Genomic DNA, 23,290 nt, shown 5'->3' on the forward strand with positions numbered 1-23,290 from the left:
GCATGCAGTTCGACAGCCAGTGGATTTTCCTCGCCATGGCCTGCAGCGCCAGCCTGTACGGCGGCTGGCGCTGCATCGGCGACTTCTCCCGGGCGCGCCTGCTGGCCGACGTGCCGACCTCGAAGGTGCGTTCCGCCGCGCAGGGTTTCACCGAGCTCTACGGCATCCTCGAGGAAGGCCCCGAAGCGCCGTTGCGCGGCCCGCTGACCGGCAAGCCGTGCCTGTGGTGGCGCTACCGCATCGAGGAAGAGCAGCGCAATGACAAGGGCCGCAGCAACTGGCGCACGCTGGAGAAGGGCGTCAGCGAGGGCTGGTTCGGCCTGCGCGACGCCACCGGCGTGTGCCTGATCGACCCGGCCGGCGCCGATGTGCGGCCGCTCACCCGCGAGCGCTGGGAAGGCCGCGAACGCCATCCGCGCGGCATGGCGAAGGCGCCGGGGCTGCTCGGCCAACTGCTCGGCGGCGGCCGCCACTACCGCTATACCGAGGAGCGCCTGGAGGCCGGCCAGCCGCTGTACGCGCTGGGCGATTTCCATTCCAGCGGCGGCGGCCGCCAGGGCCTGGACATCGACGGCGCGCAGGCGGCGGTGATCCGCGAATGGAAGGGCGACTTCGCCGGCCTGCTCGGACGCTTCGACAGCGATGGCGACGGCCAGCTGGACGAGCGCGAATGGCAGCGCGTGCGCCTGGCCGCGCGGCTGGAGGCCGAGGATCGCCACCGCGCCAGCAGCGCCGCGCCGACCCGCCATCGCCTGGCCCGGCCGGCGGAGCGCCAGCCGTTCATTCTCTCCAGCTATGGCGAGGACGAACTGGGCGGCAAGCTGCGCTGGCAGGCCGCCGGGCACGCGGCGCTGTGCCTGGGCGGGGCGCTGCTGGGCGCCTGGTTCTACCGGGGGCTGGGCGGCTTCTGAGGCAGGCGGCGGATGTCGGCCTCGGCGTGCCGCTGTCCCTGCTTGAGCAACTGGGTCATCTCCCGCGCCGGCATCGGCTTGCCGTACAGGTAGCCCTGGCCTTCATGGCAGCCCTGGGCGACCACGTAGGCCTCCTGCTCCGCGGTTTCCACGCCCTCGGCGATCACCAGCATGCCGAGGCTCTTGCCGAGCTGGATGATGGCGCGAACGATGGTGGCGTCGTCGTCGTTGAGCATCAGGTCCTGGACGAAGCTGCGGTCGATCTTGATCTTGTCCAGCGGCAGGCTCTTCAGATGGCTGAGTGACGAATAGCCGGTGCCGAAGTCGTCGATGGCGATCAGCGCGCCGGCGCGGCGCAGGCTGTGCAGGTGCTGGGCGGCGGTGGAGATGTCCTCCATCAGCGCGGTCTCGGTGACTTCCAGCTCCAGGCAGCGCTGCGGCAGGCGGTGGATCTGCAGCAGGTTGCTGACCACCCGCGGCAGGGCGGCGTGGCGCAGCTGCACGGCGGAGAGGTTGACCGCCATGCGCAGCTCCTCGAAGCCGCCGTCGTGCCATTCGCGCAACTGCCGGCAGGCCTGGTCGAGGGCCCACTCGCCGATGCCGACGATGCTGCCGCTCTGTTCCGCCAGCGGGATGAACAGGTCGGGGGCGATCCAGCCCTGGGTCGGGTGCTGCCAGCGCAGCAGGGCCTCGACCCCGACCACGCGCTGGCTGCCGTATTCCACCTGCGGCTGGTAGACCAGCTGCAGCTGGTTGCGCGCCACCGCCTCGCGCAGGTCCTTTTCCAGCTCGCGGCGGTGGCGCATCTCGCTGTCCACGCTGGCGATGTAGAACTGGTAGCGGTGGCGCGAGCGGGCCTTGGCCAGGGTCATGGTCTGCTCGCCCTTCTGCAGCAGCTTCTCGGCGGTCTCGCCGTCCTCCGGGTAGAGGGTGATGCCGATAGTGGCGCGCAGCTGGATCTGTCGCTGGTCCACCTCGAACGGCGTCTCCAGGTCGTCGAGGATCTGCTGGGCCAGCTCGGCCGCCTCGTAGGGATGCTCGATGTCGGCCTGCACCAGGGCGAACTCGTCGCCGCCCAGCCGCGCCCGCGCGCCGAGATGCACGCTGCGCAGGCGCAGGCGGTCGGCGAAGGCGATCAGCAACTGGTCGCCCATCTGGTAGCTGTACTGCTCGTTGATGCCCTTGAAGTCGTCCAGCCCCAGGCACAGCACCGCCACCCGGCGCTGCAGGCGCGTCGCCTCGCCGAGGATCTGTTCCAGGCGCTGCTGCAGCAGCTGGCGGTTCGGCAGGCCGGTGAGGAAGTCGTACTGGGAAATCCGCAGCAGGCTGTTCTCCGCCTCGCGGCGCAGGTTGCCGTTGCGTTCGATGGACTCCAGCAACTGGTTGGCGGTGTCGATCCAGCGGCCCAGCTCGTTGTGCTCGTGGCCGCGCAGCATCGGCAGCTTGCGCTGGCCGGGGCGGTCCGGGTTGATGCTGGAGAGGTGTTCGCTGAGCTTGAGCAGCGGCTTGGTCAGCAGCCAGTGGTAGATGAGGAACATCATCAGGCCGAGGGCCAGGGCGCGGAGGATGCCGGAGATGAAGATCACCGCCGAGGTGGTGAGGAAATCGGCGCCGTAGGCCGCGGTGTCCATGGTGATCTGCAGGTCGCCGTAGTATTCCTTGCCGTCGCGGCTGGTGAGCGGAATCGAGTAGCTCATCTCGGAGCCGAATATCGGGTCGGTCATCCAGCGGCTCGCCGACTCCAGCAGCGGCCGCGACTTCTCCGCGAGCATCGGTTCGCCGGGCTGGCCGATGGCGGCGTAGCGCACCGCCTCGTGCTGGAACAGGCCTTCCAGCACCTGCATGGCCATGTCCCGGTCGAGGCTGTAGACCGCCTGGGTGGACGGATCGCGGACCATCGCCAGGATGCGTTGCGACTCGTTCTGCGCATCCTGCCGCGCCTTGTAGGCGTCGAACACGATCTGGCCGCAGCTCAGCACCACGCCGACGGCGAGGGCGGCGAGCAGCACGACGCGCAGCAACTTGAGTGAAAGGCTGTGCCGGGGGGCCAGTTTCAAGGGGGCTTCCTTGTGCATCGCCAACGGCGAACGACTGGTCTGAGTATTGGTAATCGCCGGGGCGCCGTCAAAGGTCCTGCGGACGGTTTTCTGGCGCCATCTCCGCACGCCGGCCTGCACCCGGCGAAAACGCAGAAACCCGGCTCAGGGCCGGGTTTCTGCTGGACGCCGGGAGGCTATCAGGCGGCGAAGTTCTTCGCCACGAAGTCCCAGTTCACCAGGTTCCAGAACGCCTCGACGTACTTCGGACGCAGGTTGCGGTAGTCGATGTAGTAGGCGTGTTCCCACACGTCGCAGGTCAGCAGCGGGGTGTCGCCGCTGGTCAGCGGGCAGCCGGCGCCGATGGTGCTGGCCAGGGCCAGGGAGCCGTCGGCCTTCTTCACCAGCCAGGCCCAGCCGGAGCCGAAGGTGCCGATGGCGGTCTTGGTGAACTCTTCCTTGAACTTGTCGAAGGAACCGAAGGCGGCGTTGATGGCGTCAGCCAGGGCGCCGGTGGGCTGGCCGCCGGCGTTCGGAGCCAGGCAGTTCCAGTAGAAGGTGTGGTTCCAGACCTGGGCAGCGTTGTTGAAGATGCCGCCGGAGGAGGTCTTGACGATGTCTTCCAGGCTCTTGCCTTCGAATTCGGTGCCCGGAACCAGGTTGTTCAGGTTCACCACGTAGGTGTTGTGGTGCTTGCCGTAGTGGTATTCCAGGGTTTCCGCGGAAATGTGCGGTTCAAGGGCGTTCTGCGCGTAGGGCAGCGGCGGCAATTCGAAAGCCATGGTGTTTCTCCTATTTTTTCATCAGGGCTGGCGCGGCTAGCGCGTGACCGGTGCACGGGGCCGGTTCGGTGATGGTCGCGGCATCCGGGGTCGCTGCGATGACAGCGAAGGTGGCTCCGGGAGCGTTGGCTCCCGGCGCCGCGAAGCCAGGATCATAGCACCCGTCCCCGTGCATATCCACGCAGCAACTGTAGGGGAAAAGCCTCGCGCCAGCGCGCCGCGGACGGTCCGCTTCCCCTCTCGGATGGACCGCGGGGCCAGGGCGGGGTTCGAACTTTCCGCCGCGGGTCCGCGCCTCAGCCGGCGAACACCAGCTGCGCCGCCACGCCCAGCATCATCGCCGCGACCATCAGGTCGAGCAGCCGCCAGGTGGCCGGGCGGGCCAGCCAGGGGGCGAGCCAGGCGGCGCCCACGGCGAGGGTGAAGAACCACAGCAGCGAGGCGCTGGCCGCGCCCATGGCGTAGGCGCCGGGGGCGGCCTGCTGGGCGCCGAGGGAGCCGATCAGCAGCACGGTGTCGAGGTAGACGTGGGGGTTGAGCAGGGTCACCGCCAGCGCGGCGAGCAGCACCGCCTTGCGCGAGCGCGGCCCGGCCCCGCCGTCGCGCTCCAGCGCCTGCGGGGCGAAGGCGCGGCGCAGCGCCTTGGCGCCGTACCAGATGAGGAAGGCCGCGCCGCCCCAGCGCGCCACGGCGAGCAGGGTGGGGCTTTCCGCCAGCACCTTGGCCAGGCCGAACACCCCGGCGCTGACCAGCAGCGCGTCGCACAGCACGCAGAGCGTGGCCACCGACAGGTGATGCTCGCGGCGCAGGCTCTGGGCGAGGACGAAGGCGTTCTGCGCGCCGATGGCGATGATCAGGCCGGCCGCGACCAGCAGGCCGTTCAGGTAGCTCTGCCACATGATGGGAATACTCGTGTGAGGTGGGAATTGCTGGCCAGTCTGCGGTCGGCGGAGCTATAAGGAAAACGAATCCTGTTGATATCCCATTAGGAAAACTGATCATGTTCGACTACAAGCTGCTGGCTGCCCTCGCCGCCGTGGTGGAGCAGGGCGGCTTCGAGCGCGGCGCCCAGGTGCTCGGCCTGTCGCAATCGGCGATTTCCCAGCGCATCAAGCTGCTCGAAGCGCGGGTCGGCCAGCCGGTGCTGGTGCGCTCGACCCGGCCGCTACCCACCGAACTGGGCCAGCGCCTGCTCAACCATGTGCAGCAGGTGCGCCTGCTGGAGGGCGACCTGCAGCGCTGGGTGCCGGGACTGGACGAAGGCGGCGCCGCCGAACGCCTGCGCCTGGCGCTGAACGCCGACAGCCTGGCCACCTGGTGGGCCGACGCCGTAGGCGGTTTCTGCGCCGAGCGCGGCGTGCTGCTGGACCTGGTGATGGAGGACCAGGAAGTCGGCCTCAAGCGCATGCGCGCCGGCGAGGTGGCCGGCTGCGTCTGCGCCAGCCCGCGGCCGGTGGCGGGCGGCCGCTGCGTGCCGCTGGGGAAGATGCGCTATCGCGGTCTGGCCAGCCCGGCGTTCGTCGCCCGGCACTTTCCCGATGGCGTGCGCGCCGAGGCGCTGGCCCGGGCGCCGGCGATCGTCTTCGGCCCGGACGACCAGCTGCAGCACCGCTACCTGGCCGAACTCGGCGTCGACGGCAGCTTCGTCCATCATCTCTGCCCCTCGTCCGAAGGCTTCGTGCGCCTCACCAGCGGCGGCCTCGGCTGGGGGCTGGTGCCCGAGCAGCAGGTGCGCGGCGAACTGGAGCGCGGGGAACTGGTGGAGCTGCTGCCGGGACGGGTGATCGACGTGCCGCTGTACTGGCACCACTGGCGCAATGGCGGCGAGCTGCTCGCCGCGCTTACCGAGCACCTGCTGAAGAATGCGGCGAAGCTGCTGGTGCCCTAGGTGTCCCGCCCGCGGATAGTGATCCTGCTGCTGCCGGGCAGTTCCTCCACGCAGCGTTCGCCGAAGAGCTGCGACGGCGTGAAGTAGCCGCCGCCACCGCGGTGATAGAGCAGTCGCCGCACCGCCAGCAGCGCGCCGTGCATCGTCACTTCGTAGCCGTTGGCGGTTTCCAGCCGCGCGCTGCGGCGTTCGCCGCGCTCGTTGCGCACCTCGCCCCAGACCCAGGTGCGCTGGTGCTCGCGGGCCGCCTCGTCGGGACCCTGGACGCGGCGCCGCACCTGTTCCTTGAGCCAGTCCTGGACCCGGTCCATCCCGAGCAGCGGATCGATCAGGCGCATGCCGAGCGCCACGCCGGCGGGGGCGGGCAGGTAGACCTCGATGTTGCCGATGCCGGTGCTGTAGTAGGCGGTCGCCACGTCGCCCCAGGGAACCGTCACCGCCGGGCGCAGGCCGCGGCCGAAGTCGATGTCGCGGCGCCTGTAGCCCAGCGGCACGTCGCGCAGCACGCCGCCCTCGCGGACCTTGCCGCCGAGCTTGAGCGCCTCCACCGAGGTCCTGGCAGTGCCCGGCGAGAGGCCGCTGGAACTGTCGAAGCCCAGCGCCAGGCGGGTCGCGTCGGGCATGGCGCGGGCCAGGCAGGCGGCGACGCAGTCGGTGGGGATGACGTCGAAGCCGACGCCCGGGCAGAGCACGACCCCTGCGGCCCGGGCCACCTCGTCGAGCCCGTGAAGCTGCTCGAACACCGCGATTTCGCCGGTGATGTCGGCATAATGCGTGGCGCTGGCCAGGCAGGCCTCCACCATGGGCGCGGCGGTGGCGGAGAACGGACCGGCGCAGTTGACCAGCACCGCCACGTCGTCCAGGGCTTCGGCGGCGCTGGCGCGGTCGTCCAGGCCGAACACCCGGCAGTCCAGCCCGAACAGGGTGCCAAGGGCGTGCACGGCGGCCGGGTCGCGCCCGCCGAGCAGCGGCGTCAGCCCCTGGCGGTGCGCTTCTTCCGCGATCAGCCGGCCGGTGTAGCCGTTGGCGCCGTAGATCATCCAGCGGGTTTTGCTCATGATGGCGGCTCTTGGCGAGGTTATCGGCTAAAGATTAGCCGCATGTGCCCGACTTTCGTCCCGGCCGCCGGAGTGGCCGGGATTTTCCATTTTCCGGGGGAACGACATGAAGATTCTGGTGACCGGTGCCAGCGGGTTCATAGGCGGGCGTTTCGCCCGCTTCGCCCTCGGCGAGGGGCTGTCGGTACGGGTCAACGGACGCCGCGCCGAGGCGCTGCAGCCGCTGGTGGAGCGCGGTGCCGAGTTCGTCGCCGGCGACCTGTCCGATCCGGCGCTGGCGCGGCGCCTGTGCGATGGCGTCGAGGCGGTGGTGCATTGCGCCGGCGCGGTGGGCTCCTGGGGCACTCGCGAATATTTCCAGCAGGCCAACGTCGGCCTCACCGAAGCGGTGGTGGACGCTTGCCTGAAGCAGCGCGTGCGGCGGCTGGTGCACCTGTCGTCGCCGTCCATCTATTTCGACGGCAGGTCGCACGTCGGCATCGGCGAAGAGCAGGTGCCGGGGAAATTCTTCGATCACTGCGGCGCGACCAGGTACCAGGCCGAGCGCGTCGCCCTCGGCGCCCAGGAATTCGGCCTGGAGGTGCTGGCGCTGCGCCCGCGCTTCGTCACCGGCGCCGGCGCCGGCGACACCAGCATCTTCCCGCGCCTGATCGCGGCGCAGCGCCAGGGCCGCCTGCGCATCGTCGGCCAGGGCCTGAACCGCGCGGATTTCACCAGCGTGCACAACCTCAACGAGGCGCTGTTCGCCGCGCTGATGGCCAATGACGCGGCGCTGGGCCAGGCCTACAACATCAGCAACGGCGAGCCGGTGCCGCTGTGGGACGCGGCCAACTACGTGTTCCGCCGCCTCGACCTGCCGCCGGTACGCAAGCATGTCGCCTACCCGCTGGCCTATGGCGCGGCGGCGCTCGGCGAAGGCATCTGCCGCCTGTTGCCGGGCAAGCCCGAGCCGAAGGTGATGCGCCTGATGGTCTCGGCGATGGCCCACGACTTCACCCTGGACATCAGCCGCGCGCGGCAATACCTCGGCTACGAGCCGACGACCAGCCTGTGGACGGCGCTGGACGAGTTCTGCGACTGGTGGAAGTTGCGCGGGCTGTGAGGGCTGGGTCGCGGGCATGGCCCGCTCCTACGCCCGGGCTGTGCGTAGGGTGGATCACGCTCCATCGATCCACCAACCGGCCCCGCCGATGGTGGATGGAAAAGCGCCATCCACCCTACGTCCTGAACGCGGATCGAGCAGGGCCGTACCGCTCTTTGTAGGAGCCAGCTTGCTGGCGATCAGCCGAGCCATCCGGCTACACCGAGTTTTCCGATAACGCCCGGATCGCCAGCAAGCTGGCTCCTACAGGTCCGGTGTCAGCGGGGCAGACCGTAGGGTGGATCACGCTCCATCGATCCACCATGGCCGCGCATGCGGCCCCGCAATGGTGGATGGAAAAGCGCCATCCACGTTCGAGCGCTGCGATACCGTGCCTCACCCCCGCAACGGCCCCGCATACTGCCGGTGACCGCCCGGATCGGGCATGAAGGAAGGTTCCTGTACCACCCGCGGCAGGGTGACGCCGCTCAGCTCGCTCAGGCGTTCGCCAAGCCGGCGGGTTTCCGTTTCGCCCGATCCGGCGCAGGCCGCGAGCATCCGGGGAATCGCATCGTCCTGCTGGAAATGGATATCCAGCGCCTGCTCTGCGCGCAGCCGCCGGCGCAGCTCGCGCATGCAGTCCAGGATCGCCTTGTTGAACTCGATCATCCGCTTTCCTCCCCCTGTGGACACCCGCCGACGAGCAGAGCAAGCGCTGTGCCATGCCGCCGCGGGCCGTGCCATTGGGGAACCACGGGGCCTGGCGGTGGTCTTTCGAAGCCCGCGCCTGCTCCGCCGCGGTGCCGCGCGCTCCATGATGGCGCGATGCCTGCCGGGGCGCGATATACTGCGCGCTGCACAGCGCACAGCGGCTTTTCTCCACAGGTTCCTTCCATGCGTAACGATACGTTAGACGAACTCGACGACGTCCCCAGCATTTCCACCGACGCGGCCGATCGCAGCGAGTTCGGCCATCATCCGCGGCGGATCGTCGAGCCCAGCGGCCGCCCGGTTCCAACGGCTCCGCGCCGCGCCAGCACCGGCCCGTTGTGGGCACTGGTCGGCGCCATGGCCATCGCCCTCGGCGGCCTGGCCTGGTGGAGCCACCAGCAACTGCTGCTGATGGAACAGCAACTGATCGCCACCCAGGAAAGCTTCGCCAAGATCAGCGAGGAAGCCGCCGGTCGCCTCGACGACATCCGCGGCAAGGTGGTGGCGAGCGAATCCTCGGTCACCACCGACCGCGAGCAGCTGCGTCTGCAGGTCAAGCAGCTGCAGGGCAGGCTCGCCGAACAGGCGCGCCAGCAGCAGGCCTCGCTGAGTCAGATCGATGGGCAGCAGGGCAAGCGCCTGGACCAGTTGAGCACCGCGCTGAAGGCCCAGCAGGAAAGCGCCGCGCAGCTGATCAGCCAGCTGGACGGCAAGCTCAAGTCGCTGGCCGACGAGCAGGGCAAGCTGAAGAGCCTGCAGAACGACATCGCCGCCGCCAGCGCGCAGATCGCCACGGCGAACAGCCAGATCGGCAGCCTGACCGCCGAGGTCGCCGCGCTGAAGAAGCAGGGCAACCAGAGCCAGGCGATCAAGAGCCTGCAGGATGACCTGCTGGTGCTGCGCAGCGAGCTCGACAACAAGCCGGCGCCGAGCAGCAACACCGCCGAATTCGACGCCTTCCGGGCGCAGACCACGCGGACCATCAATACCCTGCAGGCGCAGATCCAGAACCTGCAGGCGCAACTCGATCGGCGCTGACCGGCGCTGTGGACAAACCCCCAGGCCCTCGCGGGCCTGGGGGTTTTTCTTTGCCTGTCGTATCGATCTCCTGTTCCTCGGACCTGTAGGAGCCAGCTTGCTGGCGATCGGGACGAAAAAGCTTCGCGAGCAAGCTCGCTCCTACAAACGCGGCTTTGCCTCCATATGCCAGGAAATGCGAATCCTTCTCGCCTTGCTCCAAGTCAGCCTCTCCCGACTCCCACAGGAAAATAATCCTCGTCTGACTTGAAACGAGAGTCTTTCCGATTCCTTTCCCACCGGCGCCCGCCGCGTCGAGGAGCCCGCACGATGACCCTGCAACCCTCCAGCCGCTATCGCATCGCCGGCTATCAGGCCGGGATCGGCCCCGCCTTCCGCCAGCGCCTGTTTTCCATGGGCCTGCTGCCGGGCGCGTCGCTGCAGGTTACGCGCATCGCCCCGCTGGGCGATCCGGTGCAGATCGAAACCCGCCGGACCAGCCTGGTGCTGCGGCGCAAGGACCTGGCCCTGCTGCAACTGGCGCCGCTGGACTGAGCCGCGATGAAACCCCTCGTTCTCGGCCTGATCGGCAACCCCAACTGCGGCAAGACCACCCTGTTCAACCAGCTCACCGGCGCCCGCCAGCGCGTCGGCAACTGGGCCGGCGTCACCGTCGAGCGCAAGGAAGGCAGCTTCGCCACGCCGCGCCAGGCGGTACGCCTGATCGACCTGCCCGGCACCTACTCGCTGACCACCATTTCCGCCCAGGCCTCCATCGACGAACAGATCGCCCGCCGCTGCATCGCCAGCGGCGAGGTCGAGCTGCTGGTCAACGTGGTGGACGCCAGCAACCTCGAACGCAACCTCTATCTCACGGTGCAGCTGCGCGAGATGGGCATTCCCTGCATCGTCGCCCTGAACATGCTGGACATCGCCCGCAGCCAGGGCCTGCGCATCGACTGCGCGGCGCTGGCGAAACGCCTGGGCTGCCCGGTGGTGCCGCTGGTGTCGACCCGTGGCGAGGGCATCGACCAGTTGAAGGAAGCCATCGATGCCATCTCCCCGCAGCGCGCCCTGAGGGTGCAGTACCCGGCGCTGCTGAATGCGCAGGTGGAGCGACTGGCGCGGGCGGGCGGAAAATCCGAATGGCTGGTCATGCAGGCGCTGGAAGGCGACCTGTTCAGCCTGCAATTGCTCGACCTGCCGCCGGCGACGCTGGACCAGGCGCGGCAGATCATCCTCGACCAGTGCGGCGAGGAGCCCGAACTGCTGGTGGTGGACGCGCGCTACCGGCTGGTCGCGGAACTCTGCGCCGAGGCCAGCAACCACCACGAGGCGCAGCCGCACCGCCTGACCCAGTGGCTGGACCGCATCGTGCTCAACCGCTGGCTGGGCATCCCGATCTTCCTGCTGGTCATGTACCTGATGTTCTTCTTCGCCATCAACCTGGGCGGCGCGCTGCAGCCGATCTTCGACCAGGGCTCGGCGGCGATCTTCATCGACGGCATCCAGTGGCTGGGCATCCATTTCGGCGCGCCGGACTGGCTCACCACGCTGCTCGCCCAGGGCCTCGGCGGCGGGATCAATGCGGTGTTCCCGCTGATCCCGCAGATCGGCCTGATGTACCTGTTCCTCTCGCTGCTGGAAGACTCCGGCTACATGGCCCGCGCGGCCTTCGTCATGGACCGCCTGATGCAGGCGCTGGGGCTGCCGGGCAAGTCCTTCGTGCCGCTGATCGTCGGCTTCGGCTGCAACGTGCCGTCGATCATGGGCACCCGCACCCTGGATGCCCAGCGCGAGCGGCTGATCACCATCATGATGGCGCCGTTCATGTCCTGCGGCGCGCGGCTGGCGATCTTCGCGGTATTCGCCGGGGCCTTCTTCGGCCAGCAAGGCGCGCTGGCGATCTTCTCCCTCTATCTGCTGGGCATCGTCGTCGCCGTGCTCACCGGGCTGATGCTCAAGCACACCGTGATGCGCGGCGAGGCCACACCCTTCGTCATGGAGCTGCCGCTGTACCACGTGCCGCACCTGAAGAGCCTGCTGCTGCAGACCTGGATGCGCCTGGCCGGCTTCGTCACTCGCGCCGGCAAGGTGATCATCCTGGTCAGCCTGGTGATCGGTGGGCTGAACAGCGTGACCCTCGACGGCAAGCCAGTGCAGGGCGATATCGGCGTGTCGGCGCTGGCCAGCGTCAGCCAGCGCATCACTCCGCTGCTGACGCCGATGGGCGTGCATCCTGACAACTGGCAGGCCACCGTCGGCCTGGTGACCGGCGCGATGGCCAAGGAAGTGGTGGTCGGTACCCTGAACACCCTGTACACCGCCGAGCACATCCAGGGCGAGGCGTTCGACTACGCAGGCTTCGACCTCGCCGGGCAACTGCGCCAGGCGCTGGCGGATACCCGCGACGGCCTGCGCGACACCTTCAGCCTCGGCGTACTGGCCAACCCGGTGGCGGCGAGCATGGCCGACGGCAGCATGGATTCCGGCTCCATGGGAACCATGGCGAGCAAGTTCGGCAGCCCGCTGGCGGCCTACAGCTACCTGGTCTTCGTCCTGCTCTACGTGCCCTGCGTGACCACCATGGGCGCCATCGCCCGCGAGAGCAGCAAGCGCTGGATGGGCTTCTCCATCCTCTGGGGGCTGAACGTCGCCTATTCGCTGGCGACCCTGTGCTACCAGGGTTTCAGCTTCGCCGCGCATCCGCAGCAGAGCGGGTTGATCATCGCCGCCGTGCTGGCGTTCAACGCCGGCGTGATCCTGCTGCTGCGCCGCCTGGGGCGGAATGAAATGCAACCGCTGCCGGCGGCCATGCCCGCGCCGGCGAATGCCGGAGGCTGCCACCGATGATCGGCGTGATGGAGGTGCGCGACGCCCTGCGGGAAGGGCCGCGCGATGTGGACCAGCTCAGCCGCCTGCTGGGAGCGCCGAAAGCGTTGCTGGAGGCGATGCTGGAACGGCTGGTGGCGCTGGGGAAGGTGGAGCGGGCGGAACCGCCGGCGGCTGCGTGTGGCAGTTGTCGCGGTTGTGTAGAGGCGCGGGGATGTGCGGCGCCGATGTATCGGCTCAGCGCGCAACGCCTGATAGTCAGCTGCCTGTAGGAACGGGCCATGCCCGCGACCGAACGCATCCAGGATGCTTCTGCGTCCGACGTAGGATGGGTTAGCCGCGAAGCGGCGTAACCCATCGATTGAGTCCGATGGGTATCGCTTCGCTCAACCCATCCTACAGTCTCGGTACATGCGGCGGGTTTCACCCGCCCTACGATTCGCGAGCAAGCTCGCTCCTACGGAGGCGCACCCTGTAGGAGCGAGCTTGCTCGCGAATCCTGGGACTTACATCCGCGGATAATCCAGATACCCCACCGGCCCCTGCGCGTAGAAGGTCTCCGGGTGCGGCTCGTTCCATGCTGCGTCGGCGGCCAGGCGCGCCGGCAGGTCCGGGTTGGCGATGAAGGGAATGCCGAAGGCCACCGCGTCGGCCTTGCCGCTGGCCAGCCAGGCGTTGGCGCTGGCCTTGTCGAAGCGTTCGTTGGCGATGTACACGCCGCCGAAGATCTCCTTCAGCTTCGGCCCGATGCTGTCGTCGCCGGCCGTCTCGCGGGTGCAGATGAAGGCGATGCCGCGCTTGCCCAGCTCACGGGCGACGTAGCCGAAGGTCGCCAGCGGATCGCTGTCGCCCATGTCGTGGGAATCGCCGCGCGGCGCCAGGTGTACGCCGACGCGCTGCGGGCCCCACACGGAAATCACCGCGTCGGTCACTTCCAGCAGCAGGCGCGCGCGGTTCTCGATGGAGCCGCCGTACTGGTCGGTGCGCTGGTTGGTGCTGTCCTGCAGGAACTGGTCGAGCAGGTAGCCGTTGGCGCCGTGGATTTCCACGCCGTCGAAGCCGGCGGCCTTGGCGTTCTCCGCACCCTGGCGGTAGGCCTCGACGATGTCGGCGATCTCCTCGGTCTCCAGCGCGCGCGGAGTGACGAACTCCTTCTTCGGACGCACCAGGCTGACATGCCCCCTGGGTGCGATGGCGCTCGGCGCGACCGGCGTCTCGCCGTCCAGGTAGAGCGGGTCGGAAACGCGGCCGACGTGCCACAGCTGCAGGAAGATGCGCCCGCCGTTGGCGTGCACGGTGCTGGTGATGTTGCTCCAGCCACGGATTTGCGCGTCGTTCCAGATGCCGGGGGTATCCGGGTAGCCGACGCCCATCGGCGTCACCGCGGTCGCCTCGCTGAGGATCAGCCCGGCGGAGGCGCGCTGGGCGTAGTACTCGGCCATCAGCGCATTGGGCACGCGGCCCTCGTCGGCGCGGCAGCGTGTCAGCGGCGCCATGATGATGCGGTTGGGAAGTTCGAGGTCGCCGATGACGATGGGGTCGAAAAGCGTGGTCATGCTGGAGTCTCCGGGTAGTCGGAAAGCGAAGCGGGGATGTCGGGTTGCGCGAGCGCGGAGGCATGCCCGAAAAAATCTGCGTGGCGCTACAGCTCTTCACCCAGTCGCCGGAGGAATGCCTGGATGGTTTCCTCGTTGCGCCTGAAGAAGCTCCACTGGCCGATCTTGCGGCTGGTCACCAGGCCGGCGCGCTGCAGGGTCGCCAGGTGCGCCGAGACGGTCGACTGCGAGAGGCCGCATTTCTCGTCGAACTTGCCGGCGCACACGCCGATCTCGAACGGGTGGTCCTGCTCGACGAAATGCCGCTCGGGGTCCTGCAGCCAGCGCAGCATCTCGCGCCGCACCGGGTGGGAGAGGGCCTTGATGATTTCGTCGAGATCGATGTCGGGTTCGGTCATGTGGATATCGCCATATCGCGTTGGATCGAACTATATATCGGTCTTGGACGATACGAGATCGTTTGGGCCGATAGTGATCATCGACCGGCCTGATAATTCCGCTCCCCGCGCCGCGCTGGGGTAAGCTCAGGCGATGAACTACCTCGCCCACCTCCATCTCGGCGGTCCGCGGCCCGCCCAGCTGCTCGGCAGCCTCTACGGCGACTTCGTCAAGGGGCCGCTGGCCGGGCGCTTCCCGGCGGACATCGAGGCCGCGATCCGCGTGCACCGGCGCATCGACGCCTTCACCGACAGCCACCCGCTGATCCACGAAGCCAAGCTGCGCTTCCCGGCCGAAAGGCGGCGCCTGGCCGGGGTGCTGGTGGACGTGTTCTTCGACCACTGCCTGGCGCGCGACTGGCAGCGCTTCTCCGACGAGCCGCTGGAGCGTTTCACCCACCGCGTCTATGGCGTGCTCGGCGAGACCGGAAGCCTGCCCGGACGCCTCGCGCACATCGCCCCGCGCATGGCGGCGCAGGACTGGCTGGGCAGCTACGTGGAGTTCGAAGTGTTGCAGGATGTTATGTCCGGCATGGCGCGGCGCCTGTCCCGTCCGGCTTTGCTGGATGGCGCCTGGGACGAACTGGTGTTTCTCTACGAACCGCTGAGCGCGGATTTCCGCGCCTTCTATCCTGAATTGCAGGATTACGTGGGGGGCCTGCCCGAGGTCCGGGACGGACTTGATATATATCAAGCTTCCTGAGCGGTTCAGCGGGTGCAATGGTTTCCATTGAAGGATGCCGTAGGAGGTGCGTGATGAAATCGCTGATGGTTGCGACAGATCTTTCCGTCCGTTCGGAAAAGGCCCTGATGCGTGGAGCCGCCCTGGCGAAGCGCTTCGGTTGCCCGTGGAGCGTGCTCTACGTGGTCGACGAGGACCAGCCGGCAGCGATGGTCGAGCAGGAAGCCATCCAGGTGAAGATGCTGTTCGAGGCGCGGCTGGTCGAGCTGACCGGGCTGGGTGGCTCGGCGCCGAAGATCATCGTCGAGAGGGGCGACCCGGACCACCGGATCATCGCCGTCGCCAAGGAGAAGGGCGCCGAGCTGCTGGTCATGGGGGCGCACCGCAAGGGCATCCTGCGTGACATCTTCGTCGGCACCACGGTGGAGCGCGTGCTGCGCTCCGGGGAATTGCCGGTGCTGGTGGTCAGCCAGCTGGCCGGCAGCGAATACCGCGACCTGCTGCTGGCGCTGGACACCTCGCCGACCTCCGCCCATGCGGTACGCACCGCCGCGCGCCTCGGTCTGCTCGACGGCGCGGTGAAGCGCGCCGTGTGCGCCTTCAGCCCGATGGCGAAGGGAATGATGGAGTACTCCGGGGTGAATCCCGAGCGCATCGACGAGTTCGTCGGCACCGAGACGCGCCAGGCGGTGGACGAGCTGAAGACCTTCCTGCGTGCCGAGCAGCTGGAACCGCACATCGACGAGCAACTGGTGGCGGTCGGCCTGCCCACCAGCGTGCTGCAGCGGATGAACGACAAGCACCGCCCGGACCTGCTGGTGATGGGCACCCGCGGCCTCGGCGGCGTGCGCCGCGCGCTGATCGGCAGCGTGGCGGACTATGCGCTGCGCGAGCTGGATTGCGACGTGCTGGTGGTGCCGCCGGAGCATGAGGTCTGAGGGCGATTGCCCCAGTGCCAGACCATCCGTAGAAGCGGGCCATGCCCGCGAAACCCCGGCGCCGCCGATACGTCGTGCGCGGCTCAGGCCGCCATCTCCCTCGCCACCGCCTCGCCATTCAACCGCACCAGGATCATCTCCCGCGCCATGCGCGCCAGCTGGGTGCGGTCCCGCCCCGCGCTGTGCAGCGGCTCCAGCAGGTGAATCTCCACCGTGCCCGCCTCGGCATCCAGCAGCCGCAGCAGATGGCTGAGCAGGTCGTCGTCGCCGATGAAGGGGGCCAGCCGGTCCAGTCCGTCATCGCGCCGATAACGCAGCGCCACCGGTTGCAGCGGCACGCCGGTTTCGATGGCGCTGGTCAGCAGGCGGCCATGGAAGGTGCGCACGCTGCTGCCGTCGGTGGTGGTGCCTTCCGGGAACAGCAGCAGCGAGCGACCCTGTTCGAGATGCCGCGCCAGTTGCCCGCCGACTTCCCGGCTGTCGCCCGAGCCGCGGCGGATGAACAGGGTGCCGGCCTTTTCCGCCAGCCAGCCGGCCAGCGGCCACTGGCGCACTTCCGCCTTGGACAGGAAGGACAGCGGCTGCAGCGCGCCGAGCAGCGGGATGTCGATCCACGACACATGGTTGGCGACCCACAGCGCCGGGGTTCCCGGCAGTTCGCCGTGGACCTCGATGCGCAGCGGCAGGACGCCGGAAAGGCGGCCCAGCCACCAGCAGGCCAGGCGCTGCCGCAGCGCCATCCGGTCGTGCCGGGACAGGCGTTGCAGCAGGCCGACCAGCGCCGCCAGCAGCGCGCCGACGGCGATCACCAGCAGCAGGCGGAGTATCCGCCAGCCCCTGCGCATCACACCGCCGCCTTGAAGTGGCGGGCGTAGCGCGGACACAGCTCGTCGCGCTTGAGCAGGATGAACACGTCGGCAACCTGGAATTCCGGGTCCCAGCAGGGCTCGCCGCAGATCTTCGCGCCCAGGCGCATGTAGGCCTTGAGCAGCGGCGGCAGCTCGGCGGTGAGGTTGTCCGGCACTTCCAGCGGCGGCAGCGGCGTCTTCGGTTCGGCGCGCAGGTTCTGCCGGCACAGGTAGCGTTCGCGCAGGCGCTGCATCACCGCCTGGGCCTGCACGCCGCCGTCGCGCATGGGGATGCTGGCGCAGCCCATCAGGTAGCGGTAGCCGCCTTCGTTGAGGATTTCCGCCAGCTCGCTCCACAGCACGGCGATGGTGGCGCCGTTGCGATAGGCCGGGTCGACGCAGGTGCGGCCGATTTCCAGGATCGGCCCCTGCAGCTCGGCGAGGCCGTCGAGGGCGAATTCCTCCTCGCTGTAGAAGCGCCCCAGGCGGCGCGCGGCGCGATGGTCGAGCAGGCGGGTGGTCGCCACCAGGGCGCCGCTGTTCAGGTCGCGCACGCCGATGTGCGCGCAGTGGCGGTCGTAGTCATCCATGTCCAGGCCGAGTTCGGCGCCCTGCAGGCGGGCGTCGAACTCGCTTCTGAAGACCTGGTAGCGCAGCGCCTGGGCTTCGCGCAGGGCGCGGGAGCCGCGCAGGCGCACGGCCTTGAGGCGGCGTTCGGTCGATACGTCTCGGGTTGGGGCGATCTGGCTCATGCGCTTGCCTCCGTAGGCCGGCCAAGCGGGTTGCGGCCGGTCGGTCTTGTTGGGCAAGCTCAGGCTAGGAAGGCGCGGTGTCACCCCGGTGACGCTGGCGTGATGCTTGTATGACAACAAGACCTCGACGAGGAACCCGCGATGCCCTGGAATAGCCTGCTCGGTCCGCTGGACCGGCTGCCCGCCGGTCTTTCCCTGGAAGACTGGTACGCCGAACTGCTCAGCGCCGCCGGCACGGCCAACAGCCTGTTCCTCGCCGTGCATGGCGGGCGGCTGGCGGCGACCCCGGGGCTGGCCTTCCTCGCCGGCTACCAGGCGGCCCTGCGCGCGCTGTGGCCGGCCGCGCCGGCGAGCCTGGGGGCGCTGTGCGTGACCGAGAACAGGAGCGTGCGCCCGGCCGACCTCAGCACCCGCCTAGACGACCTGCTGCTGCACGGGTGCAAGGATTTCGTCACCGCCGGCGAGAGCGCCGCCTGGTGGCTGGTGGCCGCCCGCGACGAGGCCGACGGCGAGGCGCCGCGCCTGGCGCTGGCGGTGGTGCTGGCCGGCACGCCCAACGCGAGGCTGGAGAGCCTGCCGCCGCTGCCGCTGATGCCGGACATCCCGCATGCCCGCCTGCTGCTGGAAGGCGCCCACTGCGAGCTGCTGCCCGGCGACGGCTGGGATGCCTACTGCAAGCCGTTCCGCACCCTCGAAGACCTGCACGTGCTGGCGGCGATCACCGCCTGGCTCTACGGCGTGGCGCTGCAGTGCGGCTGGCCGCGCAGCCTGTCGCTGCGCCTGGCGGGGCTGCTCGGCGGATGCGCCGAGGTCGGCCGGCAGCCGACCAGCAAGCCGGCGACCCACCTGCTGCTCGGAGGGCTGTTCGCCCAGTTCGAGGCGCTGTCGGCGGAGCTGGATGCGGCCTTCGCCCAGGGACCGGCGGAGTGGGCGGCGCTTTGGCAGCGCGATCGTGGTGTACTGGCGATCGCCGGCAGCGCGCGGGCGAAGCGGCTGGAGAAGGCGCTGGCGGGGCTGGGACTGGAGTAAACGTAGGGCGCATGAAGCGGAACGCTTCATCCGCCAATCCGGCGATCATCCGGTGGATAACGCGGGCGTGTTATTCACCCTACGGGACAGCACGCTGTTCATATTCGGCCGTCACCATCCCAGGTGGTAATGGACAAGAGGCCCACCGATGTTCCGCCTGCTGCTCTGCGTGCTGCTGATCTTCTCCGGCCTGTCCGGCGCCGAAGACTGGCCGGTTGACGACTGGCCGCGCGACCCGGCGCCCACCGGTGCGGCACTGGCGGCGCTGGAGTCCTACGCCTTTCCGCCGCGCGACGACGACGGCCGCCTGGGCGTGCGCACCGACGCGCTGCTGGTGGTCCGCGATGGCCGCCTGGTCTACGAGCGCTACGCCGGGCCGACGCAGGTGGACACGCCGCACCTGGTCTGGTCGGTGAGCAAGAGCGTGCTGGCCTGCGTGCTCGGCGTCGCCTACGGCGAGGGGCGGTTCCATCTCGACGATCCGGCCGCGCAGCATTACCCGCCGCTCGCCCGGCATCCTGGCGTGACCCTGCGCCATCTGCTGAACTGGTCGTCCGGTCTCGCCTGGGAAGAGGACTACGAATACGCGCCGCTGACCTCCTCGGTGGTGGCGATGCTCTACACCCGCGGGCGCGACGACATGGCCGCGTTCGCCGCGGATTTCCCGCTGGATGCGCTGCCCGGCCGGCGCGTGCGCTATTCCAGCGGCGACAGCAATCTGCTCTCGGCGGCGCTGAAAGGGATGACCGGCGACGGTTACGCGGACTATCCCTGGACCGCGCTGTTCGAGCCGCTGGGCATCCGCTCGGCGGTGTGGGAACGCGATGGCGCCGGCACCTTCGTCGCCTCGTCCTACCTGTACATGAGCGCCCGCGACCTGGCGCGCGTCGGCCTGCTGATGCAGCGCGACGGGCGCTGGCAGGAGCGCCGCCTGCTGCCGCAGGACTGGCTGCGCTTCGTGCTCGCCCCCGCCGCGCACTATCAGCCCCGGGAGCATCCGCCCGGCGAGGCGGTGCCCGGCGCGCACTGGTGGCTGAACCGCGCCCAGACCGGCGCGCCGGCGCCCTGGCCGCATGCGCCGGAAAGCACCTATGCCGCCCTCGGCCACTGGGGCCAGGCGCTCTACGTGCTGCCCGACGACAGGCTGGTGATCGTCCGCTACGCCGACGACCGCGACGCCAGCTACAGCCACGACGCCTTCCTCGCCCTGGCCCGCGCCGCCTTCGCCGGGGAGGGCGGGCGATGATCCGCCGCCATCCGCTGCTCGCCGCGCTGGCGCTGCTGGTGCTGGGACTCGCCGCGCTGGGCTGGAGCCAGCGCGTCCATCTGGCCGCCTTTCCCGGGATCATCGGCGCCTATACGGCCAAGGAATACTGTTCCTGCCGCTACGTCATGGGGAACTCGGCGGACTATTGCCGGGCCTATACCAGACAGTACGTGCCGATCGACGGCTTCCGCGATGACCCGCATTCCAGACGGGTCACCGCCCGCGGTCTCGGCACGACTGCAACTGCCGCCTGGCTCGGCGTGCGCGAAGGATGCCGGCTGTTGCCCGAGGCGGATGCCTTGCCCGAATGAGGTGCGTCGCATGGATTCCCGGCGTGCCAAGGAGGAACCATGCGATATCTGTTGTGCGCACTGGCGCTGTTGTCGAGCCCCCTGGTCCTGGCCGACTGGCAGTTGGACGGGGACAGTTCACGGATCAGCTTCGTCTCGGTGAAACGCGGCGAGATGGCCGAGGTGATGCGGTTCGACCGTCTCAGCGGCCAGATCGACGACAAGGGCGAAGCGCGCATACTCATCCCCATGGAAAGCATCGATAGCGGTCTGGCGCTGCGCGACGAGCGCCTGCGGCAGAACTTCTTCGACGTAGCCAAGCATCCGCAGGCGACCATCAGCAGCCAGCTCGACCTGTCCAGCTTCGACGATCTGCAGGTCGGCCAGTCGCGGACCCAGCAGGTGGACCTGAACCTGGAACTGAACGGCCAGCAGCGCCGGCTCAAGGCCGACGTGCTGGTCAGCCGGCTGGACGAGGGCAGGGTGCAGGTGGCGATGCTGGAGCCGCTGGCCGAACTCGCCAGCCTGCCGTCCATCACGCCGGAGGTGCCGGTATTCGCGGTGCTCGGCTTCCGCCAGGTGGTCACCCAGCAGCCCTGATGCCTCCATCGGGCGGTTTGCAATGGCGCGCGGGGCCGCTATCGTTTCGCCCTGTCCGTCCCGCGCTTCAAGGAACCCCATGCGCTCGCTGTTCGCCTTCCTCGCCGCGGCCCTCTGCGCCGCATCCGCCCAGGCCGCCTGGTATCTCGACTACGAGTCGTCGCGGCTGACCTTCGTCACCAGCAAGAACGCCGACGTGGCCGAGGTGAGCCGCTTCCTGGTGATGCACGGCACGGTCGACGACAAGGGCCAGGCCAGCCTGCGCATCGAGCTGGATTCGGTGAATTCCGGCGTGCCGCTGCGCGACGAACGCATCCGCGAGCTGCTCTTCGACACCGCGCGCTTCCCCGAGGCGAAGGTCTCCGCGCGCCTCGATCTGCGGCCGATCGTCGGCCTGGCCGACGGCGTGCAGCTGGAGATGCGCCTGCCGATCGAGCTGACCCTGCACGGCAAGAGCCGCCGCTACGTCGCCGAAGTGCTGGCGACCCGCCTCGACGACCATCGCTTCCAGGTGGTGACGCTGTCCCCGCTGGTGCTGGACGCCGCCGATTTCGGCCTGGCTCCCGGAGTGGACAAGCTGCGCAAGCTGGCCGGGCTGAAGAGCATCGGCCTGTCGGTGCCGGTGGGCGCCGTGCTGATCTTCGCCTCCCGGTGAGCGGACCGATCTTTCCCTGGCGCAGCGGCAACCGCTTCGCCCTGCTCTGCGACGGAGAGAATTTCTTTCCGCGCATGCTCGCCAGCATCGCCCGCGCCGAGCGGCAGGTGGAGCTGGAACTCTATCTGGTGGAAAGCGGCAGCTGCGCCGAGGCCCTGCTGCACGCGCTGCTGGATGCCCGCGCCCGCGGCGTGCGGGTGCGCTGCCTGTTCGACGGCTTCGGCTGCCTGAAACTGGGCAACGGCTGGAGCCAGCAACTGATCGAGGCCGGCGGCGAGTTCCGCCGCTACAACCCGCTGCGCTGGAAGGCCGGCATAGGCAATCTGTTCCGCGACCATCGCAAGATCCTGGTGGTGGACGAGCAGGTCGCCTATGTCGGCGGCACCGGCGCCACCGACGAATTCTGGTCGGTGCACGACAACTGCAGCGCCTGGCGCGAAACCATGGTGGAAATGCACGGGCCGGTGGTCGCCGACTGGCAGCTGCTGTTCGAGCGGCAATGGCACGCCAGCCTCGGCAGCAAGGCCTGGCGGCCGAAGGAACCGGTGCTGCTGCGCCGCCTGCCGCCCTTTCCCAGCAGCGGCCACGGCCTGGGCCGGGTGGCCTATGCCGACGCCAGCCAGCACCGCGACATCCTGCAGTCGCTGATCCGCGCGGTGCGCGGCGCGCGCCAGCGGGTGTGGCTGGCGACGCCGTATTTCCTGCCGACCTGGAAGGTCCGCCAGGCCCTGCGCAAGGCCGCCCGCCGCGGCGTGGAAGTGCGCCTGCTGCTCACCGGCCGTCTCACCGACCATGCGCCGGTGCGCTACGCCGGCCAGCGCTACTACCCGCGCCTGCTGCGCGCCGGCATCCGCATCTACGAATACCAGCCGCGTTTCCTGCACGCGAAGATGGTCCTGGTGGACGACTGGGCCAGTGTCGGCTCGTGCAACTTCGACCACTGGAACCTGCGCTTCAACCTGGAAGCCAACGTCGAGGTGCACGACCCGGAATTCACCCTGGCTGTGGCCGAGTGCATGCTCGGGGATTTCGCCCAGAGCCAGGAGATCGACCTCGCCGCCTGGCACGCGCGGCCCTGGTGGAAGCGCCTGCGCCAGCGCCTGTGGGGCGCGCTGGACCGCTTCGTGGTGAACTTCCTCGACCGCCGCCGCCGCTGAATCCCCACCGGCTACTCTGGAGGGATGGCCCGCTCGCGGTGAGCGGACCGCCTGCCCGGAGAAGCGAGATGGCTGCGAAGAAGATCCTGATGCTGGTCGGCGACTACGCCGAGGACTACGAAACCATGGTGCCGTTCCAGGCGCTGTCGATGGTCGGCCACGTCGTCCATGCGGTGTGCCCGGAGCGGAAGGCAGGACAGACGGTGCGCACCGCCATCCACGATTTCGAGGGCGACCAGACCTACAGCGAGAAGCCCGGGCACAACTTCGCCCTGAACGCCGACTTCGCCGACGTGCGCGCCGAGGACTACGACGCGCTGCTGATCCCCGGCGGCCGAGCGCCGGAATACCTGCGCCTGAACGCCAGGGTGCTCGAACTGGTGCAGGCCTTCGACGCGGCGAAGAAACCCATCGCCACCGTCTGCCACGGCGCCCAGCTGCTGGCCGCCGCCGGCGTGCTCGAGGGCCGCTCCTGCAGCGCCTACCCGGCCTGCGGCCCGGAAGTGCGCCTGGCCGGCGGCGAGTATGTGGACATCCCGGTGGACGCGGCCCACGTCGAAGGCAACCTGGTCACCGCCCCGGCCTGGCCGGCGCACCCGGCATGGCTGGCGAAGTTCCTCGGGGTGCTGGGGACGAAGATCGAACTGTAAGTAGGGCGGGTGCAACCCGCCGATTTCCTGCGCTGAATGGCGGGTTTCACCCGCCCTACGGCGAGTTTCCTTTTGCTTTGTGCCGCGGCTGATCGCCAGCAAGCTGGTTCCTG

Annotated in this window: 25 protein-coding genes; 16 read left to right on the top strand and 9 right to left on the bottom strand. The window is 69.0% G+C overall.

Annotation, left to right across the window (positions count from 1 at the left end):
- Positions 1 to 2 precede the first annotated feature (2 nt).
- A complete protein-coding gene (locus BLR75_RS24135) occupies positions 3 to 911 on the top strand; it encodes a GIDE domain-containing protein (RefSeq protein ID WP_084314596.1) in 909 nt (302 codons plus the stop codon).
- Here BLR75_RS24135 and BLR75_RS24140 read toward each other — a convergent pair.
- From BLR75_RS24140 to BLR75_RS24150, 3 genes are all read right to left on the bottom strand, one after another.
- Positions 887 to 2,968: a putative bifunctional diguanylate cyclase/phosphodiesterase gene (locus tag BLR75_RS24140; RefSeq protein WP_084314595.1), complete on the bottom strand. Its 2,082-nt coding sequence runs from the start codon at positions 2,966 to 2,968 to the stop codon at positions 887 to 889. The genes BLR75_RS24135 and BLR75_RS24140 overlap by 25 nt on opposite strands.
- A 179-nt stretch (positions 2,969 to 3,147) precedes the next feature.
- Positions 3,148 to 3,729, bottom strand: coding sequence for a superoxide dismutase [Fe] (gene sodB, locus BLR75_RS24145; RefSeq protein ID WP_084314594.1), 582 nt, complete (start codon positions 3,727 to 3,729; stop codon positions 3,148 to 3,150).
- A 296-nt stretch (positions 3,730 to 4,025) separates the two neighbouring features.
- On the bottom strand, positions 4,026 to 4,628 hold the full coding sequence (locus BLR75_RS24150) for a LysE/ArgO family amino acid transporter (protein WP_084314593.1): 603 nt from the start codon (positions 4,626 to 4,628) through the stop codon (positions 4,026 to 4,028).
- Between the two features lie 95 nt (positions 4,629 to 4,723).
- Between BLR75_RS24150 and BLR75_RS24155 the strand changes: the two genes are divergently transcribed.
- Positions 4,724 to 5,617 carry a LysR family transcriptional regulator ArgP gene (locus tag BLR75_RS24155; protein ID WP_090416162.1) on the top strand — a complete coding sequence of 298 codons (894 nt, stop codon included), beginning with the start codon at positions 4,724 to 4,726 and terminating at the stop codon, positions 5,615 to 5,617.
- Here BLR75_RS24155 and BLR75_RS24160 read toward each other — a convergent pair.
- Complete coding sequence (locus tag BLR75_RS24160; RefSeq protein ID WP_084314591.1) at positions 5,614 to 6,675, bottom strand: saccharopine dehydrogenase family protein; 1,062 nt, start codon at positions 6,673 to 6,675, stop codon at positions 5,614 to 5,616. The genes BLR75_RS24155 and BLR75_RS24160 overlap by 4 nt on opposite strands.
- Before the next feature lie 106 nt (positions 6,676 to 6,781).
- On the opposite strand from BLR75_RS24160, the gene BLR75_RS24165 reads away from it, so the two are divergent.
- Positions 6,782 to 7,777, top strand: a complete 996-nt coding sequence (locus BLR75_RS24165) for an NAD-dependent epimerase/dehydratase family protein (protein WP_084314590.1) — start codon at positions 6,782 to 6,784, stop codon at positions 7,775 to 7,777.
- A gap of 375 nt (positions 7,778 to 8,152) precedes the next feature.
- Here BLR75_RS24165 and BLR75_RS24170 read toward each other — a convergent pair whose 3' ends face one another.
- Complete coding sequence (locus tag BLR75_RS24170) at positions 8,153 to 8,422, bottom strand: hypothetical protein (RefSeq protein ID WP_245726192.1); 270 nt, start codon at positions 8,420 to 8,422, stop codon at positions 8,153 to 8,155.
- Positions 8,423 to 8,650: 228 nt separating this feature from the next.
- On the opposite strand from BLR75_RS24170, the gene BLR75_RS24175 reads away from it, so the two are divergent.
- The 4 genes from BLR75_RS24175 (at position 8,651) to BLR75_RS24190 (ending at position 12,588) form a co-directional block, all read left to right on the top strand.
- A complete protein-coding gene (locus BLR75_RS24175; protein ID WP_084314588.1) occupies positions 8,651 to 9,505 on the top strand; it encodes a coiled-coil domain-containing protein in 855 nt (284 codons plus the stop codon).
- A gap of 309 nt (positions 9,506 to 9,814) precedes the next feature.
- Complete coding sequence (gene feoA / locus BLR75_RS24180; protein WP_084314587.1) at positions 9,815 to 10,039, top strand: ferrous iron transporter A; 225 nt, start codon at positions 9,815 to 9,817, stop codon at positions 10,037 to 10,039.
- Between the two features lie 6 nt (positions 10,040 to 10,045).
- Entirely contained in the window at positions 10,046 to 12,337 is a 2,292-nt protein-coding gene (gene feoB, locus BLR75_RS24185) for a Fe(2+) transporter permease subunit FeoB (RefSeq protein ID WP_084314586.1), read from the top strand.
- Entirely contained in the window at positions 12,334 to 12,588 is a 255-nt protein-coding gene (locus BLR75_RS24190; RefSeq protein ID WP_084314585.1) for a FeoC-like transcriptional regulator, read from the top strand. Before feoB ends, BLR75_RS24190 begins: the two co-directional genes overlap by 4 nt.
- 234 nt (positions 12,589 to 12,822) lie before the next feature.
- On the opposite strand, the gene BLR75_RS24195 is transcribed toward BLR75_RS24190, so the two are convergent.
- Positions 12,823 to 13,872, bottom strand: coding sequence for an alkene reductase (locus BLR75_RS24195; RefSeq protein WP_084314584.1), 1,050 nt, complete (start codon positions 13,870 to 13,872; stop codon positions 12,823 to 12,825).
- Between the two features lie 86 nt (positions 13,873 to 13,958).
- Positions 13,959 to 14,270, bottom strand: coding sequence for an ArsR/SmtB family transcription factor (locus BLR75_RS24200; RefSeq protein ID WP_084314583.1), 312 nt, complete (start codon positions 14,268 to 14,270; stop codon positions 13,959 to 13,961).
- 133 nt (positions 14,271 to 14,403) lie between these two features.
- Here BLR75_RS24200 and BLR75_RS24205 point away from each other — a divergent pair, with 133 nt between their 5' ends.
- On the top strand, positions 14,404 to 15,012 hold the full coding sequence (locus tag BLR75_RS24205; RefSeq protein WP_084314582.1) for an acyl carrier protein phosphodiesterase: 609 nt from the start codon (positions 14,404 to 14,406) through the stop codon (positions 15,010 to 15,012).
- 65 nt (positions 15,013 to 15,077) lie between these two features.
- Positions 15,078 to 15,929 carry a universal stress protein gene (locus BLR75_RS24210; RefSeq protein ID WP_084314641.1) on the top strand — a complete coding sequence of 284 codons (852 nt, stop codon included), beginning with the start codon at positions 15,078 to 15,080 and terminating at the stop codon, positions 15,927 to 15,929.
- Between the two features lie 83 nt (positions 15,930 to 16,012).
- Here the strand turns inward: BLR75_RS24210 and BLR75_RS24215 are convergent, their stop codons facing one another.
- Positions 16,013 to 16,774 (bottom strand): lysophospholipid acyltransferase family protein, encoded by a 762-nt coding sequence (locus BLR75_RS24215; protein WP_084314581.1) that lies wholly within the window; start codon positions 16,772 to 16,774, stop codon positions 16,013 to 16,015.
- Positions 16,774 to 17,529: an L-ornithine N(alpha)-acyltransferase gene (gene olsB, locus BLR75_RS24220; protein ID WP_084314580.1), complete on the bottom strand. Its 756-nt coding sequence runs from the start codon at positions 17,527 to 17,529 to the stop codon at positions 16,774 to 16,776. Before olsB ends, BLR75_RS24215 begins: the two co-directional genes overlap by 1 nt.
- 141 nt (positions 17,530 to 17,670) lie before the next feature.
- Here olsB and BLR75_RS24225 point away from each other — a divergent pair, with 141 nt between their 5' ends.
- The 7 genes from BLR75_RS24225 to BLR75_RS24255 all read left to right on the top strand — a co-directional run bounded on the left by BLR75_RS24225 (position 17,671) and on the right by BLR75_RS24255 (position 23,177).
- On the top strand, positions 17,671 to 18,558 hold the full coding sequence (locus tag BLR75_RS24225) for an acyl-CoA dehydrogenase middle domain-containing protein (RefSeq protein ID WP_084314579.1): 888 nt from the start codon (positions 17,671 to 17,673) through the stop codon (positions 18,556 to 18,558).
- Positions 18,559 to 18,706: 148 nt separating this feature from the next.
- Positions 18,707 to 19,804 (top strand): serine hydrolase domain-containing protein, encoded by a 1,098-nt coding sequence (locus BLR75_RS24230; RefSeq protein ID WP_084314578.1) that lies wholly within the window; start codon positions 18,707 to 18,709, stop codon positions 19,802 to 19,804.
- Positions 19,801 to 20,136 (top strand): amidase, encoded by a 336-nt coding sequence (locus BLR75_RS24235; protein WP_084314577.1) that lies wholly within the window; start codon positions 19,801 to 19,803, stop codon positions 20,134 to 20,136. The genes BLR75_RS24230 and BLR75_RS24235 overlap by 4 nt, the downstream gene beginning before the upstream one ends.
- Before the next feature lie 39 nt (positions 20,137 to 20,175).
- The gene (locus BLR75_RS24240) at positions 20,176 to 20,715 is read left to right on the top strand and encodes a YceI family protein (RefSeq protein WP_084314576.1); all 540 of its coding nucleotides are present in this window, start codon (positions 20,176 to 20,178) and stop codon (positions 20,713 to 20,715) included.
- A gap of 79 nt (positions 20,716 to 20,794) precedes the next feature.
- The gene (locus BLR75_RS24245; RefSeq protein WP_084314575.1) at positions 20,795 to 21,370 is read left to right on the top strand and encodes a YceI family protein; all 576 of its coding nucleotides are present in this window, start codon (positions 20,795 to 20,797) and stop codon (positions 21,368 to 21,370) included.
- A complete protein-coding gene (locus tag BLR75_RS24250) occupies positions 21,367 to 22,527 on the top strand; it encodes a phospholipase D-like domain-containing protein (protein ID WP_084314574.1) in 1,161 nt (386 codons plus the stop codon). Before BLR75_RS24245 ends, BLR75_RS24250 begins: the two co-directional genes overlap by 4 nt.
- Positions 22,528 to 22,595: 68 nt before the next feature.
- Positions 22,596 to 23,177 (top strand): DJ-1/PfpI family protein, encoded by a 582-nt coding sequence (locus BLR75_RS24255; protein WP_084314573.1) that lies wholly within the window; start codon positions 22,596 to 22,598, stop codon positions 23,175 to 23,177.
- Positions 23,178 to 23,290 lie beyond the last annotated feature (113 nt).

This window comes from Pseudomonas jinjuensis, assembly GCF_900103845.1.
GTDB lineage: Bacteria > Pseudomonadota > Gammaproteobacteria > Pseudomonadales > Pseudomonadaceae > Pseudomonas > Pseudomonas jinjuensis.

Excerpts from the sequence above, each read along its gene's own strand:
- BLR75_RS24135 (WP_084314596.1), top strand. The coding sequence starts at position 3 with ATGCAGTTCGACAGCCAGTGGATTTTCCTCGCCATGGCCTGCAGCGCC.
- sodB (WP_084314594.1), bottom strand. The coding sequence starts at position 3,729 with ATGGCTTTCGAATTGCCGCCGCTGCCCTACGCGCAGAACGCCCTTGAA.
- BLR75_RS24150 (WP_084314593.1), bottom strand. The coding sequence starts at position 4,628 with ATGTGGCAGAGCTACCTGAACGGCCTGCTGGTCGCGGCCGGCCTGATC.
- BLR75_RS24160 (WP_084314591.1), bottom strand. The coding sequence starts at position 6,675 with ATGAGCAAAACCCGCTGGATGATCTACGGCGCCAACGGCTACACCGGC.
- BLR75_RS24165 (WP_084314590.1), top strand. The coding sequence starts at position 6,782 with ATGAAGATTCTGGTGACCGGTGCCAGCGGGTTCATAGGCGGGCGTTTC.
- BLR75_RS24175 (WP_084314588.1), top strand. The coding sequence starts at position 8,651 with ATGCGTAACGATACGTTAGACGAACTCGACGACGTCCCCAGCATTTCC.
- feoA (WP_084314587.1), top strand. The coding sequence starts at position 9,815 with ATGACCCTGCAACCCTCCAGCCGCTATCGCATCGCCGGCTATCAGGCC.
- feoB (WP_084314586.1), top strand. The coding sequence starts at position 10,046 with ATGAAACCCCTCGTTCTCGGCCTGATCGGCAACCCCAACTGCGGCAAG.
- BLR75_RS24190 (WP_084314585.1), top strand. The coding sequence starts at position 12,334 with ATGATCGGCGTGATGGAGGTGCGCGACGCCCTGCGGGAAGGGCCGCGC.
- BLR75_RS24195 (WP_084314584.1), bottom strand. The coding sequence starts at position 13,872 with ATGACCACGCTTTTCGACCCCATCGTCATCGGCGACCTCGAACTTCCC.
- BLR75_RS24200 (WP_084314583.1), bottom strand. The coding sequence starts at position 14,270 with ATGACCGAACCCGACATCGATCTCGACGAAATCATCAAGGCCCTCTCC.
- BLR75_RS24205 (WP_084314582.1), top strand. The coding sequence starts at position 14,404 with ATGAACTACCTCGCCCACCTCCATCTCGGCGGTCCGCGGCCCGCCCAG.
- BLR75_RS24210 (WP_084314641.1), top strand. The coding sequence starts at position 15,078 with ATGGTTGCGACAGATCTTTCCGTCCGTTCGGAAAAGGCCCTGATGCGT.
- BLR75_RS24215 (WP_084314581.1), bottom strand. The coding sequence starts at position 16,774 with ATGCGCAGGGGCTGGCGGATACTCCGCCTGCTGCTGGTGATCGCCGTC.
- olsB (WP_084314580.1), bottom strand. The coding sequence starts at position 17,529 with ATGAGCCAGATCGCCCCAACCCGAGACGTATCGACCGAACGCCGCCTC.
- BLR75_RS24225 (WP_084314579.1), top strand. The coding sequence starts at position 17,671 with ATGCCCTGGAATAGCCTGCTCGGTCCGCTGGACCGGCTGCCCGCCGGT.
- BLR75_RS24230 (WP_084314578.1), top strand. The coding sequence starts at position 18,707 with ATGTTCCGCCTGCTGCTCTGCGTGCTGCTGATCTTCTCCGGCCTGTCC.
- BLR75_RS24235 (WP_084314577.1), top strand. The coding sequence starts at position 19,801 with ATGATCCGCCGCCATCCGCTGCTCGCCGCGCTGGCGCTGCTGGTGCTG.
- BLR75_RS24240 (WP_084314576.1), top strand. The coding sequence starts at position 20,176 with ATGCGATATCTGTTGTGCGCACTGGCGCTGTTGTCGAGCCCCCTGGTC.
- BLR75_RS24245 (WP_084314575.1), top strand. The coding sequence starts at position 20,795 with ATGCGCTCGCTGTTCGCCTTCCTCGCCGCGGCCCTCTGCGCCGCATCC.
- BLR75_RS24255 (WP_084314573.1), top strand. The coding sequence starts at position 22,596 with ATGGCTGCGAAGAAGATCCTGATGCTGGTCGGCGACTACGCCGAGGAC.